The sequence below is a fragment of the Paenibacillus sp. FSL A5-0031 genome (genome assembly GCF_001956295.1).
In the GTDB taxonomy this organism is placed as follows: domain Bacteria; phylum Bacillota; class Bacilli; order Paenibacillales; family Paenibacillaceae; genus Pristimantibacillus.
This window is the reverse complement of the sequence record NZ_MRTD01000011.1, coordinates 31617-50609: the sequence shown is the minus strand read 5'-3', so window position 1 is coordinate 50609 and position 18993 is coordinate 31617. Positions and strand designations below refer to the sequence as shown.

The following is an 18993-nucleotide window of genomic DNA, read 5'->3' as shown; positions in this document are numbered from 1 at the left end:
TTCAGATTAGTCGATGGATACTGAATCCTGATGCATGACCGTAGTCATTGATTTCGGACGTCCATACTCCTGCTCTGCCTGCGTTTCGCTCTTGATATCGATTTTCCAGCCAGTCAGCTTGGCAGCAAGCCTTGCATTCTGACCTTTAATACCGATCGCAAGCGATAGTTGGTAATCCGGCACGATTACTCTGGCCATCTTCTCTTGTTCGAATACGATAACCTCTAGCACCTTTGAAGGGCTAAGAGCATTCGCAACATATTCATCCACGCTTTCAGACCAACGAACGATATCGATTTTTTCACCTTTAAGCTCGTTTACGATCGTCTGAACGCGCAGTCCTTTTTGGCCAACACATGAACCGACTGGATCAACCTCGGAGTTACGGGAATGAACCGCAATCTTTGAACGGAAGCCAGCTTCACGAGCAACCGAACGAATTTCTACTACTCCGTCATAGATCTCAGGCACTTCAAGCTCGAACAAACGTTTTAAAAGGCCAGGATGCGTGCGGGATAAAATGATTTGAGGACCTTTAGTCGTGTTCTCAACTTTCGTGATATACGACTTCACGCGGTCTCCATGCTTAAACTTATCAGTTGGCATAAGTTCAGTCAAAGGCAATACAGCCTCAACCTTGCCTAGATCCACAAATAAATTGCGAACATCCTGACGTTGAACGATACCGTTAACGATATCTTCCTCTTTATCGATAAAAGCATTATAAATCAGTCCGCGCTCAGCCTCACGAATACGCTGAGTAACGACCTGCTTCGCTGTTTGAGCAGCGATACGTCCGAAATCACGCGGCGTAACTTCAATATCCGCAATATCGTCAAGCTGATAATGAGGATTGATTTCTCTTGAAGCCTCCACTGTAATTTCCAGACGCGGATCTAGTACTTCATCAACAACAGTCTTGCGGGCGTATACTTTGATAACACCAGTATGACGGTTAATATCGACGCGTACATTTTGAGCGGTATTAAAATTTCTTTTGTAGCTGGAGATAAGAGCAGCCTCAATGGCTTCAAGGAGCACATCCTTGGTAATCCCTTTATCTCTTTCTATTTCTTGTAATGCTTCAATAAAATCCATACTCATTGGACTGGATTTCCCCCTTTCAATATAGAAACGAATATTTAGAACACGATTGCGAGTCTGGCGCCAGCCACCTTATCGTAAGGAATGGTATATTCCTTTTTGGCTGTACGAACGACTGCATTTTCTCCATCAAATGCAAGTAGCAGCCCCTCAAATTCTTTAGCGCCGCTAATCGGTTCATATGTCGTTATGTAAACGTGCTTACCGATTGCTTTACGTACTTCATCTTCATTCCGAAGCGGTCTTTCTGCTCCTGGGGAAGATACTTCCAAGAAATAAACATCTGTAATTGGATCGTTTTTGTCCAATTGCTCACTTATGAATTCGCTGATACGACCGCAGTCATCGATGTCGATGCCGCCTTCTTTATCTACGAAAATACGAAGGAAATAATTGCTTCCTTCTTTTACATACTCAATATCAACCAGTTCAAATCCATTGCTGCTGAGGTATGGTGAAACCATTTCCTGGACAGCGGCTTTGATTTTGGATGTACTCAAATTCAGTTGACCTCCTGTTTATACGCACTATGCCATTTTGCCATTAACAAAACGTAAAGAGTGGGTTTCCCCACTCTTCTGCATCAAAGTCTTTATAATCATCATTGCCAGAAAAATTATAACATAACCGCACTATAGTGACAAGAAATCTTTTCTATTCAAGCCGCTTCTAGAACAGTGAAAGCTGATTAGATTCAGGCAATCCACGGAAGCAGCCCATGTTTCCAAGAACCTCAATAATCGTTTTTGTCGCCTTCGATTTCATTTGGAAATCCTCGATTGACAAGTACTCGCCATCGTCTCTTGAGGCTGCGATATTACGTGCGGCGTTATCGCCAATTCCCGCAATCGCAGCAAATGGAGGAATAAGGGAATCCCCATCTACAAGAAACTTCGTCGCGTCAGAACGATATAGATCGATCGGCTTAAAGGAGAAGCCGCGCGCTGTCATCTCAAGTGACATTTCCAGCTGTGACACCATGTTTTTCTCTTTAGGGAGCGCATTAAATCCTTTGGCTTCAATCTCGATCAGCTTTCGCAAGATCGCATCATATCCTTGGCAAAGCAGCTCCAAATCAAAATCGTCCGCTCTTACTGTAAAGTAAGTAGCGTAATACTCTATTGGATGATAAAGCTTGAAATAGGCGGTGCGAACTGCCGATATTACGTAGGCCGCGGCATGTGCTTTCGGGAACATATACTCGATGCGCAGGCAAGAATCAATGTACCACTGCGGCACCTTGCATCGCTTCATTTCTTCGATCCACTCTGGCGTCAAGCCTTTACCTTTACGAACGCTTTCCGTAATTTTGAATGCAAGTCCAGCGTCCATTCCAGCTTTATAGATCAAGAACAACATGATATCATCCCGGCAACCAATTACCGTCTTGATGTTGCAAGTGCCGTTCTTGATCAGCTCTTGTGCATTTCCTAGCCAAACTCCCGTGCCATGAGACAATCCGGAAATTTGCAGCAAATCGGCAAACGATGAAGGCTGCGTCTCTTGAAGCATTTGACGAACGAACTTCGTTCCCATTTCCGGCACTCCGTAAGTAGCTACCGAAGAGCGAATTTGCTCGCCTGGCACGTTAAGTGCTTTGGTGGAGTTGAACATGCTCATGACTTTAGGATCATTCATCGGAATTGATGTTGGATCAACGCCAGTCAAATCCTGCAGCATCCGCATCATTGTCGGATCATCGTGCCCCAGAATATCGAGCTTAAGCAAGTTTTCATCAAACGCGTGATAGTCAAAATGAGTTGTCTTCCATTCCGCATTCACATCGTCTGCTGGAAATTGAACCGGTGTTATATCTTCAACATCGATATAATCGGGAACAACGACGATACCGCCTGGATGCTGTCCCGTGCTTCGTTTTACGCCGGTACAGCCGCTCGCAAGTCTCGCAAGCTCCGCACCGCGCCATTTCTTGCTATGTTCTTCCTCATATTTCTTCGCGAAGCCATAAGCTGTTTTTTCTGCAACCGTACCAATCGTGCCTGCGCGGAACACACACTTCTCGCTAAATAATACTTTCGTATAGTTATGGGCAATCGGTTGATAGTCCCCGGAGAAGTTCAAATCGATATCGGGAACTTTATCGCCTTTGAATCCTAGGAAGGTTTCGAACGGAATATCCTGTCCTTCACCTTTCATTGGCTTCTCGCATTTCGGGCATAATTTGTCTGGCAAATCGAATCCACTTGGAATGCTTCCGTCCAAAAACCATTCGCTATGCTTGCAATCCGAGTTTTTGCACAAGTAATGGGCAGGCAGCGGATTAACCTCTGAAATACCTAGGAATGTAGCAACGACCGAGGAGCCAACCGATCCCCTTGATCCGACCAAATAACCATCTGCATTGGATTTTTTAACAAGCTTCTCCGAGATCAAGTAGTTGGCAGAGAACTTAAATTTGATAATAGGAATAAGTTCTTTCTCCAGCCTGTCGATAACGACCTGAGGAAGATCTTCCCCATACATCGACTTCGCTGTGTCATAACAAGTGTTACGAATTTCCTCGTCGGCACCTTCAATAATTGGAGCAAATAGTCCCGTCGGGAACATATCATACGGCTCAAATCGATCAGCAAGCTCTACTGTATTCGTAATGACGACCTCACGTGCTCTAGCTTCACCTAAAAATGCAAATTCCTCCAGCATTTCTTCCGTTGTACGAAAATGAGCATCTGGTTTGCGTATACTCTTAAGCGGGCTAAAACCGGTAATCCCATGAATCGTTATGTCACGATACATTTTGTCGCGCGGATTCAAGTAATGAACGTTTCCTGTAGCAATAACCGGCTTGCCCAGCTCATCCCCGATTTGGCAAATCCGGCGATGCGCCTGCTCAATCTCTGCTCGGCTGCCTACTAGCCCCTTCTCAACTAAGTGCATGTAGAAATCAATCGGCTGGATTTCAAGGACATCATAGAAACGTGCAACCTCGAGCGCTTCCTCATACGACTTATTTAGAACGGTTTCGAAAAATTCACCTTTCTCACAACCAGAAATAACGAGCAAGCCTTCACGGTGTGCAACAAGCTTCGTTTTTGGAATTGTAGCTACCCGTTTGAAATGTTCTGTATGAGAGATGGAAATAAGCTTGAATAAATTTTTCTTCCCAACAGCATTAAGTGCATAAATATTGCTGTGGAAAGGCCGAGAATTAGATAAATCAATGCCCACATAGTCATTTAGCTGATGTAGATTCGTAATATTTCGCTCAGCTGCATCTGCAATCAAGCCATACAACACGCCGCCAAGAGCAAGGGAATCGTCTACAGCGCGGTGATGGTTGTCGAGGCTAACCTTATATTTATCTGCTAACGTATTCAAACGATGATTTTTGAGCGTTGGAAAAATAAATCGAGCAAGCTCCAGCGTATCCAGCACTGGATTTTTCACTTCCGGCATGCCGAAAGCTTTGCAGTTGGCTTGAATAAAGCCAATATCAAATCTTGCATTGTGGGCGACAAGAACATCGTCACCAATGAATTCAATAAATTCTCTAAGCTTAGGCTCAATATCCGGCTGCCCTTTTACCATATCATCATTGATGTTAGTCAACTGTGTAATGTGGTAAGGAATTTTTTCATGCGGATCAATAAGGGTAGAGAAACGATCTATCTCTTTGCCATCACGCATTTTAACGCCGGCAAGCTCGATAATTTTGTTATTGATAACAGAAAGGCCCGTTGTTTCAATATCGAAAACAATATAAGTTGCTGTCGCAAGCGGCTCAGGTCTTGATTCCAGCACCATTGGCACTGCATCGTTCACAATGTTCGCTTCAACACCAAAAAGCACTTTTATGCCGTGTTTTTTGGCCGACTTATTCGCATCCGGATAACATTGAACATTGCTATGATCCGTTACTGCAATCGCCTTATGTCCCCATTTGGCAGCCGTCTTTATATAGACATCTACCGGAGTTACCGCATCCATAGCGCTCATGGTTGTATGGAGATGAAATTCGACACGCTTTTCTTCCGCTTTATCCATACGCTCAGCAGGTGTTCTGACCTCATGCAAATCATTCGGCATCATCACAAGCTCCGGTTCTTGCATGAAGCGATCATATTCTATGCGGCCGCGAGCTTTAACCCACTTGCCATTGGCAAGCTGGTTCAATATTTTCACATCATCCTTCGTCTTCGCAAACATCTTCATCGCGATAGAGTCGGAGAAGTCAGTTACGTTAAACGTAAACAATGTGCTTCCGTTACGAAGCTCTTTCACTTCGAGGCCGAATACCGCACCTTGTACTGTAATTTTTTTCTCTTCTTCGATGATATTCATCAATGGAACCGGCTCTTCTCGAATATCATAACCAACCGCCAGCTTGATCTCACTCTCATCGACGAGCTCAGACTCGGATTGCGCGCTCGCCATCAGCTCCTGCACATATTCCCGCTCTTCCTGCACCATTCGAAGGGAGAATTCATCCAAAATTTCTTGTCTGGATTCGCTAACTATCATTTTCACTTTGCATGCGCGCTGGAAATTCTCATTAAAGAAACGAATAATTTCTTCATCCAATCGTTTCTTCCGAGCGAGATCCAATCCCGTATTGTCAAGGAGAGACAGCGTTAGCAAGTCACCTTCAACATTGATCGAAGATTTCTGCAGCCATCCATTTACGGAAGCGACCTCGCGCTGTGCCCACTCCATGAACAAGCCCCAGTATTGCAGCACAATGGATTCAGTCTCTACAACAGGATCATAAATCATCAAGAAACTGACTGCAGCGATAGACTCAAACTTCATTCTAGCTGCCTGGCAAAGCCCATTATAGGCCTGTAAAGGCACCATGGACGTTTTGCGGATGCAAAACGTCCATTCTTGATTGCTGTTGCTAACGATAACTTGATCTATATATCCATCTTGAAAATAGGTTTGTATAAGTTCTTGCGGCAGCTGAATATGCTGTAAAAGCATTTCAAAACTCTGCCGTTTTTTTGCGGTTTGGCTCATAAAATACCACTCCTTAAGATCCGAACCGAACTAGCTTCAGTCCTTAATAAGCTCTTGCAAATACAACAGTATGTTTGGATGGATCTCCACATACGAGACATGTTTCTTTGTGCGATTCCGGAGCAAATGGAATATTCCGGCTTGTCGCTCCAGTTTCTTCCTTGACCTGCTTCTCGCAAGCAGCAGAGCCGCACCAGCCAGCTTCTACGAAGCCGCGCTGTTCTTCCAAAAAGCTTTTCATTTCATCAAGCGTTTCAACCGAACGAGAGTTGTCAATACGGAACTGCTTCGCACGATTAAACATCTCTTGATGCGTTTCTTCAAGCATCGCTTCTATTTCAGCAAGAAGATTAGCTTGCTGTACAATACGCTTCTCTCCAGTAACTCTGGAAACAAGCACAACTTGTCCATTTTCCATATCACGCGGTCCAAGCTCAAGGCGTAGTGGAACACCGCGCATCTCATATTCGTTAAACTTCCAGCCTGGGCTCACGTCAGCACGATCGTCCACGCGTACGCGAATACCGGCTTTCTTAAGCTCTGCATATAGCTCATCCACACGGCCAACAACCTGCTCGCGCATTTTTGCAGGGCCAATTGGAATCATAACCACTTGTGTTGGAGCAACTTTAGGAGGAAGCACCAGACCTCGATCATCGCCGTGAACCATAATAAGGGCGCCGATTAGTCTTGTGCTCACGCCCCAAGAAGTTGTATGAGCGAATTGCAATGTATTCTCACGATCAAGGAATTTAATATCAAAAGCGACTGCAAACTTCGTACCCAAATAATGCGATGTTCCGGCTTGAACAGCCTTCCCGTCCTTCATCATCGCTTCGATCGAATACGTATCAACCGCACCAGCGAACCGCTCAGAAGGCGTTTTTTCACCTTTGATTACAGGGATAGCAAGGAATTCTTCAACGAACTGCGTGTAAACATCAAGCATCTGCATCGTCTCTTGACGGGCTTCCTCTTCTGTTTCATGCGCAGTATGGCCTTCTTGCCACAAAAACTCACTCGTACGAAGGAATGGCATTGTGCGCTTCTCCCAGCGAACGACGTTTGCCCATTGGTTAATGAGCAGCGGAAGATCGCGGTACGATTGAATCCATTTGGAATACATGTGCCCAAACATCGTTTCCGATGTTGGACGAATTGCAAGGCGTTCTTCGAGCTTCTCGCCAGCTGCTTCAGTTACCCAAGGCAGCTCGGGATTAAAGCCTTCAACATGCTCTTTTTCTTTCTGGAAAAAGCTCTCAGGTATAAAGAGCGGGAAATACGCATTGCGATGTCCCGTCTCCTTAAAGCGGCGATCCAGATCACGCTGAATATTTTCCCAAAGCTCATAGCCCTCAGGACGGAACACGATACAGCCTCTTACAGGCGAATAATCCATAAGCTCGGCTTTTTTAATAACATCAATATACCATCTGGAGAAATCCTCGCTTTGAGGCGTGATTTCTGTAACAAACTGTTTATCCTTAGACATAAGCGACTATTTACTCCCCTTTTACCAATCGTAAAATATCATTATAAGTTACTACGAGCATTAATAACATGATGAGCGCGAAACCGACAAAATGTACCATGCTCTCACGGTTCGGATCAATCGGCCGACGTCTAATCGCTTCAATTCCGAGGAATATGAGGCGGCTTCCATCAAGGGCAGGAATCGGCAGCAAATTAAATATTCCTAAATACAAGCTTAGCAGCGCTGTCCAAGATGTTAACTGTGCAATGCCTTGCTGAGCAATCTGGCTCGTTACTTCTGCTGTTCGCACAGGTCCGCCAAGATCATCAAGCTTGAACTCTCCGAAAATAAGCTTCTTGAAGCCTTCAAAAATGCTTACTGTCATATTTTTCATGAGCTTGCCTGCGCCTGTGAACGTTTCAGAGAAAGTAGCCGGACGTGTTGGCAATGCCGCACTGATCCCAACCTTGCCTACACCCTCTTTGTTCGGTTCAGGTGTTATAACAACCTGCTGAGCTTTGCCGTCACGAATAATATCCATTTTAACAGGAACATTCGGTGATTTACCGATAATCGCGATCATTTTATCAAAATCAGCTCCGATTTTGATCCCGTTGACAGCATCGATGACATCGCCCTTTTTCAAATCTACTTTATCAGCTGGCATGCCTTCTGATATTTCATTAACAAGCAGCTTATCAGGAGACTCAACAGGAACACCTGCTAGCTGAATGTAGGTAGCAAACAATACAAATGCGAGCACAAAGTTCATCATAGGGCCAGCAAAAATAGCAAGTGCACGCTGCGCTACTGTTTTACTGCCAAATTGTCTGTCAAGCGGCGCGATTTGTGTTTCTTTGCCTTTTGTGATCATCAAAGCAGTAGGGTGTACCGAGAAAATCTCGTTTTCCCCTTCTACGTCAAGTGTAACAGATAGCTTGCGCTCAAGATCGATGGCAACGATTTCTCCGCGAATAACACCGCTGCGGTCATCAAGACGATCCAAATAAAGTCTAGTCACTTTATTGTCTTTCAGACGAACCGCGATCGTTTGACCGGGCTGGACATCAACAATTTCTGGATCTTCTCCCGCCATTCGAACGAAACCGCCGGCAGGTATTAATCGAAGCGTATATCTCGTCTCGCCACGTTTTACCGAAAAAAGCTTCGGCCCGAAGCCAATTGCGAATTCTCGCACCAATATGCCTGCGCGTTTTGCGAAATAGTAATGACCCCATTCATGGATCGTTACGATCACGAAAAAAACGAGTATGGTCAAGAAAACAACTTGAATCATGTGCATTAAGCTGAAGCCTCCTGTTCGTTACGGCCTGTACATAGATTATCATTATTCTCCCGTCCGATACAAGAGAACCGGAATTTAACCGATATTATACGGATTGGGCCAGCTGTCTTGCCCAAGCGTCCACTTCTGAGATCATCTGCAAATCATTGATATCAGCTGCTTCGTGCTTGCCAACGACCATTTCCAATATCCGTTCAATGTCAAGAAACGTAATTTCACCTTTCAAAAACCGTGCCACCGCAACCTCGTTTGCTGCATTATAAACTGCAGGAGCTGATTGACCTAGCTTCCCACACTCGAATGCCAGCCTTAGACATGGATATCTTTCAAAATCCATCTCGCGAAAATGCAGCTTTCCGATTTGTGCCAGGTTCAGCCTGCTTGTCGGGGTTACATTCCGCTGCGGATATGACAACGCATATTGAATCGGTACTCGCATATCCGGCATTCCAAGCTGCGCGATTATGCTGTGATCGGTAAACTCCACATAAGAATGAATGATGCTCTCCGGATGAATAATGACACCTATTTGATCGTATGTAACATCGAACAGCCATCTTGCCTCAATAACTTCTAGCCCTTTATTAACCATAGTCGCTGAATCAATCGTAATTTTTGCGCCCATCGACCAATTGGGATGATTTAGCGCCTCAGCTACGGTTACACCCTCAAGCTGTTCTCTTGTGCGATCACGAAAGGAGCCGCCGGAGGCTGTTAATGTAATTTGATTGATAGATTTGCGATCTTCGCCGTTTAAGCATTGAAAAATCGCGGAATGTTCACTGTCTATCGGCAAAATCGATACTCCGCGCTCTTTCGCACGTTCCATTACGATATGACCTGCCGTTACGAGTGTCTCTTTGTTCGCCAAACCAATCATTTTCCCCGCATCAATCGCCGCCAATGTTGCCGGCAGCCCTCTGCTTCCCATAATTGCTGTCACAACGACATCAGCGTCCGTCCCAGCGGCTACTTCAACAAGTCCTTCTTCGCCATAGACAACCTTTGTTCCAGGCGGCATATGGGGACGAGCGGCTTCTGCGTCTGCTTTGGAAGCCAAGCTAACGAGCGAAGGTTTAAATTGTTTGGCTTGCTCTATAATCAAATCGACATTCGCACCAGCGGACAAGCCAACAACCTGATAACGATCAGGATCATGGGCAATAACGTCCAGCGTTTGTGTTCCGACTGAACCTGTCGAACCTAATATACTTATTTTTTTCACACAAAATCCTCCTGACTTATACAGGCAGCAGCCCGGTAAGCACTAACAGTGGAAACACGATTAGCCAGCTATCGCATCGGTCCAGCACTCCGCCATGTCCTGGCAGAAGCGTACCTGTATCCTTTATATCTCTCACACGTTTATAAGCAGATTGAATCAAATCCCCAAACTGTCCAGCTACAGCGGCAATTAAACCGATTAGCAAAGCCTTTGGCAAATCAATAAAATCGGGCATTGTAAGTGCGAATACAGCCGATACGATTAAGGATAACAAAACGCCGCCTAAGGCGCCTTCGATCGTTTTGTTCGGGCTGATTGAAGGCCATAGCTTCGTTTTCCCAATGGCTCGTCCAGTAAAATAAGCACCGATATCCGAAGCCCAAATGCAGCCAAAGGACAAAAACGTCCACATTAGGCCATGCTCCTCAATTTGACGAGCTTCGCCCATTGCTGAAAAGCCGTAACCTACATATAAAGCGCCTAGCAACATAAGTGCGGCGCCATCAATTGTCGTTTTATTTTTGGTAATCACGGTTAGGGCAAGCAGCAAGAAGGCCAGCATCCAAACAATAGTCAGGAAAGATGGAATAACAATTCCCCAATCAGACCATGGAAGCACAAACAGTAGCACACCCGCATATCCGAGCAAAGTTGACGGATGCGACCATGCTACACCATTCATTCGCGCATATTCAGTAAAACCAATAATAGCTAGCAATACGAGGAGAGTTGTATACAACCATCCGCCTGCTATTGTTAAACCTATGAAGCCTGCACCTGCTACAATTCCAGTAATCAATCGTTGTCTCAATGAAAAGTCACACTCCGTCGCTTGAAGCTACAATCCACCATATCGACGCGCGCGGCGCTGATACTCCAAAATCGCTTCTTGAAAATGCGCTTCCGTAAATTCAGGCCAATACACATCCGTAAACCACAATTCACTATAAGCAAGCTGCCACATCATAAAATTACTTAAACGCAATTCACCGCTTGTACGAATGAGCAAATCTGGATCGGGCAATCCACTTGTAAGCAAACGATCAGCCATTACTTTATCATCGATATCGTCGATTGCAAGATTTCCTTGCTGAACCTCTGATGCGATGCTTTTCACAGCTTCAAGCATTTCCTTACGGCTTCCATAGTTTAAGGCAAAGTTTAGAACTAGCCCTGTATTGTTAGCGGTCTTTATAATGGCTTCTTCAACTGCACTGATCGTAAATGAAGGCAAATCCTCTTTATGCCCCATCATGCGAACCTGCACGTTGTTGGCTATCAATTCTTCTAATTCAATTTCAAGAAATTGCTGCGGAAGCTTCATAAGAAAATCCACTTCAGCTTTAGGTCTCTTCCAGTTTTCCGTTGAAAACGCATATAACGTCAAATATTTGACGCCTAACCGATCCGCTGCAATGGTAATACGTTTGACCGCTTTCATGCCGGAATGATGACCAGCCATACGTGGCAATCCACGATCTTTAGCCCAACGGCCGTTCCCATCCATTATAATTGCAACATGCTCAGGCACATTTTCTGAGGCCACAGAATCAGTCGGCTGTAAGGACGATTTGCCTAATTTGGCCCAAAGTCGCTCGATCATCTTACTTCCTCCCAACCGAAATCAAAACCAAACCCCACCTATCGGAGGGGCCCAGAGATTATTATACTTCCATAATTTCTTTTTCTTTGGCAACAAGCACTTTATCTACTTCAGCAATAAATTTATCAGTTGCCTTCTGAATATCCTCTTGGTGACCACGTGATTCATCTTCAGAAATTGTTGTTTTCTCAAGTTTTTTCACGCTGTCATTAGCATCCCGACGAATATTGCGAATAGCTACTTTTGCATCTTCGCCAAGCTTTTTCGAAGTTTTCACAAGCTCTGCCCGGCGCTCTTCTGTAAGCGGTGGGATAGAAAGACGAATCGATGCACCGTCATTGGAAGGTGTTAGTCCAAGATCCGATTTCATAATCGCTTTCTCGATTGCCGCCATCGACGATTTGTCCCATGGTTGAATGAACAACGTACGAGAGTCTGGCGTACTGATGTTAGCAAGTTGATTGACAGGCGTCATTGCGCCGTAGTATTCCACTTGAATACGGTCAAGCAAAGATGAATTAGCTTTACCAGCGCGCAAAGACGACAAATCACGTTTTAGCGCGGAAATCGCTTTATCCATACGTTCTTCTGCGTTTTTTTTCAGCTCTTGTGGCATTATTTCGCACTTCCTCTCACTATCGTTCCGATTTTCTCACCCAGCACGACGCGTTTAATATTCCCTTTCTCTGTAATCGCAAATACGATAAGAGGAATATTATTATCCATGCAAAGTGAAGCTGCGGTTGAATCCATTACGCCTAGATTACGGTTAAGCATGTCGAGGTATGTAAGCTCCTCAAATTTCTCAGCTGTGCTATCTTTAAATGGATCAGCAGAATATACGCCATCCACTTTGTTTTTCGCCATTAATATTACTTCTGCTTCGATCTCAGCTGCGCGAAGCGCTGCTGTTGTATCTGTTGAGAAAAACGGATTACCAGTTCCTGCAGCAAAGATAACGACGCGTCCTTTTTCCAAATGACGGATAGCACGACGTCTGATGTACGGTTCAGCGATTTGTTGCATCGCGATCGATGTTTGTACGCGAGTAGGTACATCGATTTGTTCCAGTGCATCTTGAAGTGCAAGTGAATTCATAAGAGTAGCCAGCATTCCCATGTAATCAGCTGTTGCACGGTCTATGCCTTTTGCAGAACCTGCAATTCCACGCCAAATGTTGCCGCCTCCGACAACGATGGCTACTTCTATGCCAAGTGCTACGACTTCCTTCACCTGATCAGCAATCGAAGATATGACCGTCGCTTCAATGCCATAACCTTCCTGACCAGACAATGATTCACCGCTTACTTTCAAAACGATACGTTTATACACAGGATGCTCCAACGTTAATACCTCCATCATGCACCTCAGTAAATGAGGTCCTTCAAATATGTTCTAATCATACAAGCAGGCGGGGCGGACGCCCCGCCCCGCCTGTGCGTTCGGATTAATGTTTAACTTGAGCCATAACTTCTTCAACGAAATTGTCAACTTTTTTCTCTAGACCTTCACCAAGCTCATAACGAACGAAGCGACGGATGGAAATGTTTTCACCAATTTTGCTGATTTTTTCGTTAAGCAATACGGAGATTGTTTTGTCTGGGTCTTTAATGAACGATTGCTCAAGAAGACAGAACTCTTCGTAGTATTTCGAGATACGGCCTTCAACCATTTTTTCAACGATTTTTTCAGGTTTGCCTTCGTTAAGTGCTTGAGCTTTCAAAATTTCGCGCTCTTTTTCAAGCTCTTCAGAAGAAACCTCGTCACGGCTAACGAATTTAGGGTTAGCTGCAGCGATTTGCATAGCTACGTCTCTTGCAAACTCACGGAATTGATCCGTTTTTGCAACGAAATCCGTTTCACAGTTTACTTCAACGATAACGCCGATACGGCCGCCTGCATGAATATACGATTCAACTACGCCTTCAGTTGCAATACGACCAGCTTTATTTGCTGCTGCCGCCAAACCTTTTTCACGAAGTACTGCAATTGCTTTTTCAACGTCATTGTTTGTTTCGTCCAAAGCTTTCTTGCAATCAAGCATTCCAGCTCCAGTTCTTTCACGAAGCTCTTTTACCGCGCTAGCACTAACTGCCATTGTAAGCCCTCCTATAGGTTTCACGAAGTCTATGTAGCTTCGAGAATCATTAATTGTTTTTTTAGTGATTTACATTCAAAAAAAGGGCAGTGAGAGGTTTATCACCATCTGACCACCCTTTGTTGACTAATTAAAGCCTTTAAATTAAGCCGTTGTTTGTTCGCCTTGGTTAGCTTCAACGATTGCATCAGCCATTTTCGAAGTCAACAACTTAACGGCACGAATTGCATCATCGTTACCTGGGATTACGTAGTCAATTTCGTCTGGATCACAGTTCGTATCAACGATACCAACGATTGGGATACCAAGTTTGCGAGCTTCTGCAACAGCAATACGCTCTTTGCGTGGGTCGATAATGAACAACGCGCTTGGCAAACCTTTCATTCCTTTAATACCGCCAAGGAATTTTTCCAAACGGTCTTTTTCTTTGTTAAGGATGATAACTTCTTTCTTAGGTAGAACCTCGAAAGTGCCGTCCTCAGCCCATTTTTCAAGTTGTTTCAAACGATCAATACGTTTTTGAATCGTTTGGAAGTTAGTCAAAGTACCGCCCAACCAACGTTGGTTGATGTAGAAGTTGCCGCAACGCTCTGCTTCTTCTTTAACGGAATCTTGAGCTTGTTTTTTCGTACCTACGAACAGCATAGTGCCGCCGTCTGCAGCGATCGATTTAACAAAGTTGTACGCTTCGTCAACTTTTTTCACCGTTTTTTGCAAATCAATAATGTAAATCCCGTTTCTTTCTGTGAAGATATAACGATCCATCTTCGGGTTCCAACGACGAGTCTGATGACCGAAGTGTACCCCAGCTTCTAGTAGCTGTTTCATGGAAATAACCGCCATTTCTCCAACACCTCCTATAATGGTTTTTTTAGTGCTCCTCCGCTAGTCGCATCTTTCGTCAAAACTTCCGCCGGGCGGAAGCACCGTTTGACAAAATTGACCTGCGTGCGTTTTTAACACCGTGAATTAATATACCATAAATACACATCGCATGCAACAATCGTTTCAGAAAAGATAGGATAGCTATTTTTTGTTGGCAGTTAGAAGATTTACTTCTGAAGATGTTAAAGGCTCACCGGTTACGATCCGAATGGCTTCTTCAACCGTTATCTCCTCATGAAACAAAAAATAACCGGCGCGAACCAGCTTCTTTGACTTTTTCATTTTTGATACAAAAGCGGTTTTATCTTTAATAATTTTGTTTGAAGCAAGAAGCTCTGCTGTATTCGTCAGGCTAGAGCCTGCTTTAATTCTAATAACATGCTTGACCTTTGACTGTTCCTGAACAGGGACTGCCATAGGCGCAGCTTTATCAGTCTTCGCCTCGCTTGTCTGCTCCTTAGCCTTGTCAGAATCATCAGCAGGCTTAGTCTCCTGTCCCCCTGTGTTGTCCTTATTAAGCTGAAGCGAGTCTTGATTTGCCTTTAACAAAGCATCAACTTCTAGTTGAGTGTAAAGCTTCTCATCTGACTCTTTTCCTAAGTCACTAAGCCTTTGCCTGCTTTGCTCGCCAGAGAGCATCAGCTGGAACAACAAAGCGCCAATGATGATGCCTGCACCTAATCCCATAAGAAATACTCGACTTTTAAGCATGGACAGAATCCTCCTGCTTAGCAAGCTGTATAATAAGCTGTACCTCACCTTTGTTCATACCAAGCTTTTTGGATATCGCTTCAATCGATTTCCCTTGCTCATAAAGTGTGAACAGCTCTTTATATCTGTCCTGGATGGTGTTCATCCGCACTGTCTCTTCTATAATATGTTCAACAACAGGCGCATCTTTAACAAGTTGTTGATTCGAATTTAATGAGACCGCTGGCAATGGGGGTTCCACTGGACGCACATAGGCCGTGGACTCGGACATTTTCTTTTGCAGCTGCTCTGTGAGCTGTTCGCATTTCCGCTCCAATTCTACAATACGCTGCTCCTTGCGATCCGCATCTAATTTCGATTCTTGCTGAGCAGTTCTAACGAGGAGCACAAGATCCTCATTGTCCTTCTCCATGTTCTCCATAAACTGCTCCAGCGCGGTTTCCATGTTTTGCATCGATTGTGACGGTAGAGCTGTATCCTGCTTCTTACGAGGCATTACAAAGGCACCGACAATAACAACCGCTCCTAGTAATACGATATATTGCAAGTATGGCTGCATCGTTCATAGCCTGCCTTTCATTGGATGCCTTCATTTTATAACTTAATATCAAGCCTATGGCCTTTGTACGGATGTGTAGGAGCCGCCTCCTGTTCATCAACATCCGAGGATAACTGTGTACGCTTACGTTTTGCCTGCTGATAAGCGTTACCTTGTTGACCTTCTTGATCACTGCGAATATGAAGGCCGTTTGATTGCTCGATCGCTGTGTTTTTCCCTCTTAATAGCTCTGTTTGTTTGGCAGACTGATTGGCCAACGTATTCTGATCAGCTACAGGTTTATGCATCGCTTGTCCATGCATGCCGCTGAATTCTTGCGTTCGTGGTACAGACATCTGCAAATCAATGGATTTGAACGTCATATCTGCTCACCCCTTTGCGCCATTCATCAATTTCAAGCGTTATTTGGTATAAGGAACTAAGACGATATCCCCTTCGGAATAACGGAAGGTCACCCGCTGCGCTGAATCCTTCACAAACTTTGTGTACCTGCCAATTACAATTTTTGTTCCGCCAAATACAATATTGCTGACATCGATCTTCGATCGATCTGTGTTCTCCAGCGTTTTCTCTATCTCAAGAATACGGCTTCTCGTCTCATCATTCTCAAGCACGGTCTGACGTTTTGTGGCAGTCAGCTTAACGCGCAATGCCAGCTTCTCAGGAGTTAATTTCCCTGTCACAGCTAATTGATCCAAAATAACTAGCGCTTTATCCGTTTTATCTAAATTATCCATGTTCTGCCTTAGCCTCGTTCTTAGCTCGAGCAGCTCCGAACGATATTCAGGGTTTACGCCTACTTCAATGGTTGTGGCTGTGGACATCGAGTTGCCAATGGTTCGAGCGCTGACAAGGTCACCTGCTTGTACAAGTCCGCCTACGATCAATCCTTTAGCGCCTGAGCATACAACATTTTTTCCGGCTTTTACATGCGAATGCATGATGCTTTGAGATACCAGCACCTCTTCGCCCGCAATAACATTGCCTTCTTGTATAAATGAGCTTCGCACGTTTCGTCCAGCTTTTACAAAACCTTTGTTGCTTCCCAATATTCCGCCTGTAATTTCAACAGAGCCTTCTGATTCGATTTCTGCCCCTTCAACTCCGCCAATAACTCGGATATCGCCCGAAGCTTTAACCCTGAATCCGCTAAGAACGTTGCCTCTGATGACTACTGTACCAACAAAATCAATATTGCCGACACTGTAATCCACATCGCCGTTTACTTCGTAAACAGGAAACACATTAATTTTTTCTTTTTCAGTAAGCGAAATCAAGCCGTCAATTGCCGAATACATAGCCGTCTGCTCATTGTTCAAAACGACATTTTTGCCTACTTTAAATCTCACGTGCTTGCCGAGCCTAGGAGCAATTTCTTCTCCCGTTACCGTCCTGCCAACAGGACCTGCTGTAGGCTCGAATCGCTCAGCAATCAACTGTCCACGCTTGACATTTTTCAACTGAACAACTTCTTTGAAGTCAACCTTCCCATCCTCGAGCTCCGTTGGGGCGTTCACATTTTTATCCATATCGTAAACTAGCTTCACATATCCGTCTTTACCAGGTGTAGGAGACTGCCCTTGCGCAACAAGTGTTTGTTCTTTGAAGTATGCGAGAGGATTAGTGCCAATCTGACTCAGAACTTCTTTACGAAGGCCAAAAACGATCCCCTTGCTATGCAAGAATCGTTCTAGCTCATCGCCGTTACATTCGAATTCGTCCGAAATCCTGCTAAAGGTTAAAAATGCAGACAAATTATCGGCAGATGTCTGTATGCGTAGGTATGATTCTAATTGAAGATTTTCCACGTAGCTCCCCCCTTTTAATGTTGCATGAGTTGATCTTTATGCTTAGCCAAAGCTCCTCGCAGCCTCAAAATCGCTTTAGAATGGAGCTGGGATATTCTCGACGGTGATAGTGACATTACTTCAGCAATTTCACTTAATGATAGTTCCTCATAATAGAAGAGAGAAACGACTGTTCGTTCCTTTTCCGTAAGTCTTTCAATCCCTTTAACCAATGATTCTTTCAAATAAAACTCATGAACCTTATGATCCGGGTTTTTCGCCTTATCGTCCACTAGCAAAGACATTCTTGTCTCCGATTCCTCTTCACGAATCGGGTCCTCCAATGAGCAGACCGTTGTTACCGCAATATCTTGCAGCATATTAATGAATTCTTTCTCCGTTACATCAAGGTAGCGGCTAATTTCTGCATCTGTCACAGAACGCAAATATTGTTGCTCTAAATGCTGATATGCCTCTTCTACTCGTTTGGCCTTCTCTCGCACAGAACGCGGGACCCAGTCGCCTTGTCTTAAGCCATCTATTATAGCGCCGCGAATGCGCCATGATGCATACGTTTCAAACTGCAAGCCGCGGCCGTAATCAAATTTTTCAATTGCGTCAATAAGACCCATTACGCCATTGCTTGCAAGGTCATCTCTAATGACGTTTTTTGGGAGTCCAATGGCCATTCGATTCGTTACATAATCAACCAGCGGCAAATATTGTTCAATCAACGTCTTTTTTGCTTCCAAATCGCCTTGTTCTCTCCAGGCTTGCCACATCTGCAAGTTTGTCAAATGAGGGGTCTTCTGCTCAATCATCGACTCACTCTCCTGTCAGGTGACGAATGGCTTTAACCAATTCTTCAGGCTGTGTATTTTTTGTATTTAACAATTGCGGAGGATTTAACGGACGAAAATCGCTTGCATCATCTTTCTGAGTTTCGATTGGCTGCTTGCCGGCACCATCTTTAATCTGTGATTTCAACAATTGATTGATATCTTCTGACTCATCAGGTGTCTGTAAATCTAGCTGACTGCCTTTTCCTTCTTCATCTTCAATTTCCGAGCCTATTAGTGCTGGCGGTTGAAGGATGTATGCCAATATTGCCCGTACTCCATACGCAAGAACAAAAAAAGCGATGAAAGCATACATACTTCTAAGCAGCATAACAGTAATCGGATTGTTACCGATTGAGAAAGCTACCGTAAGCACGGTGCCGAAAATTCCAAATACGACATTCCATCGCCATGTTCCGAACATT

18 protein-coding genes are annotated in these 18993 nt (G+C 44.5%); all 18 read right to left on the bottom strand.

The window, feature by feature from the left end:
* Positions 1-6: 6 nt before the first annotated feature.
* The 18 genes from nusA to BK120_RS19440 all read right to left on the bottom strand — a co-directional run bounded on the left by nusA (position 7) and on the right by BK120_RS19440 (position 18992).
* Positions 7-1104, bottom strand: coding sequence for a transcription termination factor NusA (nusA, locus tag BK120_RS19525; protein WP_054028947.1), 1098 nt, complete (start codon positions 1102-1104; stop codon positions 7-9).
* 38 nt (positions 1105-1142) lie between these two features.
* A complete protein-coding gene (gene rimP, locus BK120_RS19520) occupies positions 1143-1604 on the bottom strand; it encodes a ribosome maturation factor RimP (RefSeq protein ID WP_076269183.1) in 462 nt (153 codons plus the stop codon).
* 169 nt (positions 1605-1773) lie between these two features.
* On the bottom strand, positions 1774-6081 hold the full coding sequence (locus BK120_RS19515; protein WP_076269182.1) for a PolC-type DNA polymerase III: 4308 nt from the start codon (positions 6079-6081) through the stop codon (positions 1774-1776).
* 43 nt (positions 6082-6124) lie between these two features.
* On the bottom strand, positions 6125-7573 hold the full coding sequence (gene proS, locus BK120_RS19510) for a proline--tRNA ligase (RefSeq protein ID WP_076269181.1): 1449 nt from the start codon (positions 7571-7573) through the stop codon (positions 6125-6127).
* 10 nt (positions 7574-7583) lie between these two features.
* A complete protein-coding gene (gene rseP / locus BK120_RS19505) occupies positions 7584-8858 on the bottom strand; it encodes an RIP metalloprotease RseP (protein ID WP_076269180.1) in 1275 nt (424 codons plus the stop codon).
* An 88-nt stretch (positions 8859-8946) separates the two neighbouring features.
* Complete coding sequence (locus BK120_RS19500) at positions 8947-10086, bottom strand: 1-deoxy-D-xylulose-5-phosphate reductoisomerase (RefSeq protein WP_076269179.1); 1140 nt, start codon at positions 10084-10086, stop codon at positions 8947-8949.
* Between the two features lie 16 nt (positions 10087-10102).
* A complete protein-coding gene (locus tag BK120_RS19495) occupies positions 10103-10897 on the bottom strand; it encodes a phosphatidate cytidylyltransferase (protein ID WP_076269178.1) in 795 nt (264 codons plus the stop codon).
* 27 nt (positions 10898-10924) lie between these two features.
* Positions 10925-11689 (bottom strand): undecaprenyl pyrophosphate synthase, encoded by a 765-nt coding sequence (locus tag BK120_RS19490; RefSeq protein WP_076269177.1) that lies wholly within the window; start codon positions 11687-11689, stop codon positions 10925-10927.
* A 61-nt stretch (positions 11690-11750) separates the two neighbouring features.
* Entirely contained in the window at positions 11751-12305 is a 555-nt protein-coding gene (frr, locus tag BK120_RS19485) for a ribosome recycling factor (protein WP_076269176.1), read from the bottom strand.
* Positions 12305-13033, bottom strand: coding sequence for a UMP kinase (pyrH, locus tag BK120_RS19480; protein ID WP_053377774.1), 729 nt, complete (start codon positions 13031-13033; stop codon positions 12305-12307). The genes frr and pyrH overlap by 1 nt, the downstream gene beginning before the upstream one ends.
* A 103-nt stretch (positions 13034-13136) precedes the next feature.
* Complete coding sequence (tsf, locus tag BK120_RS19475) at positions 13137-13811, bottom strand: translation elongation factor Ts (RefSeq protein WP_339208950.1); 675 nt, start codon at positions 13809-13811, stop codon at positions 13137-13139.
* A 120-nt stretch (positions 13812-13931) separates the two neighbouring features.
* Positions 13932-14630: a 30S ribosomal protein S2 gene (gene rpsB, locus BK120_RS19470; RefSeq protein WP_054028957.1), complete on the bottom strand. Its 699-nt coding sequence runs from the start codon at positions 14628-14630 to the stop codon at positions 13932-13934.
* A 183-nt stretch (positions 14631-14813) separates the two neighbouring features.
* Complete coding sequence (locus BK120_RS19465) at positions 14814-15383, bottom strand: MltG/YceG/YrrL family protein (protein ID WP_076269174.1); 570 nt, start codon at positions 15381-15383, stop codon at positions 14814-14816.
* The gene (locus tag BK120_RS19460) at positions 15376-15942 is read right to left on the bottom strand and encodes a DUF6115 domain-containing protein (RefSeq protein WP_076269173.1); all 567 of its coding nucleotides are present in this window, start codon (positions 15940-15942) and stop codon (positions 15376-15378) included. The genes BK120_RS19465 and BK120_RS19460 overlap by 8 nt, the downstream gene beginning before the upstream one ends.
* A gap of 35 nt (positions 15943-15977) precedes the next feature.
* Positions 15978-16304, bottom strand: coding sequence for a hypothetical protein (locus BK120_RS19455; protein ID WP_076269172.1), 327 nt, complete (start codon positions 16302-16304; stop codon positions 15978-15980).
* 39 nt (positions 16305-16343) lie between these two features.
* A complete protein-coding gene (locus BK120_RS19450) occupies positions 16344-17750 on the bottom strand; it encodes a flagellar assembly protein A (RefSeq protein ID WP_076269171.1) in 1407 nt (468 codons plus the stop codon).
* Positions 17751-17764: 14 nt separating this feature from the next.
* Entirely contained in the window at positions 17765-18550 is a 786-nt protein-coding gene (locus BK120_RS19445) for a FliA/WhiG family RNA polymerase sigma factor (RefSeq protein ID WP_054028962.1), read from the bottom strand.
* A gap of 4 nt (positions 18551-18554) precedes the next feature.
* Complete coding sequence (locus BK120_RS19440; protein WP_076269170.1) at positions 18555-18992, bottom strand: hypothetical protein; 438 nt, start codon at positions 18990-18992, stop codon at positions 18555-18557.
* Between the last annotated feature and the right edge of the window lies 1 nt (position 18993).

Excerpts from the sequence above, each read along its gene's own strand:
- nusA (WP_054028947.1), bottom strand. The coding sequence starts at position 1,104 with ATGAGTATGGATTTTATTGAAGCATTACAAGAAATAGAAAGAGATAAA.
- BK120_RS19515 (WP_076269182.1), bottom strand. The coding sequence starts at position 6,081 with ATGAGCCAAACCGCAAAAAAACGGCAGAGTTTTGAAATGCTTTTACAG.
- proS (WP_076269181.1), bottom strand. The coding sequence starts at position 7,573 with ATGTCTAAGGATAAACAGTTTGTTACAGAAATCACGCCTCAAAGCGAG.
- rseP (WP_076269180.1), bottom strand. The coding sequence starts at position 8,858 with ATGCACATGATTCAAGTTGTTTTCTTGACCATACTCGTTTTTTTCGTG.
- BK120_RS19490 (WP_076269177.1), bottom strand. The coding sequence starts at position 11,689 with ATGATCGAGCGACTTTGGGCCAAATTAGGCAAATCGTCCTTACAGCCG.
- frr (WP_076269176.1), bottom strand. The coding sequence starts at position 12,305 with ATGCCACAAGAGCTGAAAAAAAACGCAGAAGAACGTATGGATAAAGCG.
- rpsB (WP_054028957.1), bottom strand. The coding sequence starts at position 14,630 with ATGGCGGTTATTTCCATGAAACAGCTACTAGAAGCTGGGGTACACTTC.
- BK120_RS19465 (WP_076269174.1), bottom strand. The coding sequence starts at position 15,383 with ATGCTTAAAAGTCGAGTATTTCTTATGGGATTAGGTGCAGGCATCATC.
- BK120_RS19460 (WP_076269173.1), bottom strand. The coding sequence starts at position 15,942 with ATGCAGCCATACTTGCAATATATCGTATTACTAGGAGCGGTTGTTATT.
- BK120_RS19455 (WP_076269172.1), bottom strand. The coding sequence starts at position 16,304 with ATGACGTTCAAATCCATTGATTTGCAGATGTCTGTACCACGAACGCAA.
- BK120_RS19445 (WP_054028962.1), bottom strand. The coding sequence starts at position 18,550 with ATGATTGAGCAGAAGACCCCTCATTTGACAAACTTGCAGATGTGGCAA.
- BK120_RS19440 (WP_076269170.1), bottom strand. The coding sequence starts at position 18,992 with ATGTTCGGAACATGGCGATGGAATGTCGTATTTGGAATTTTCGGCACC.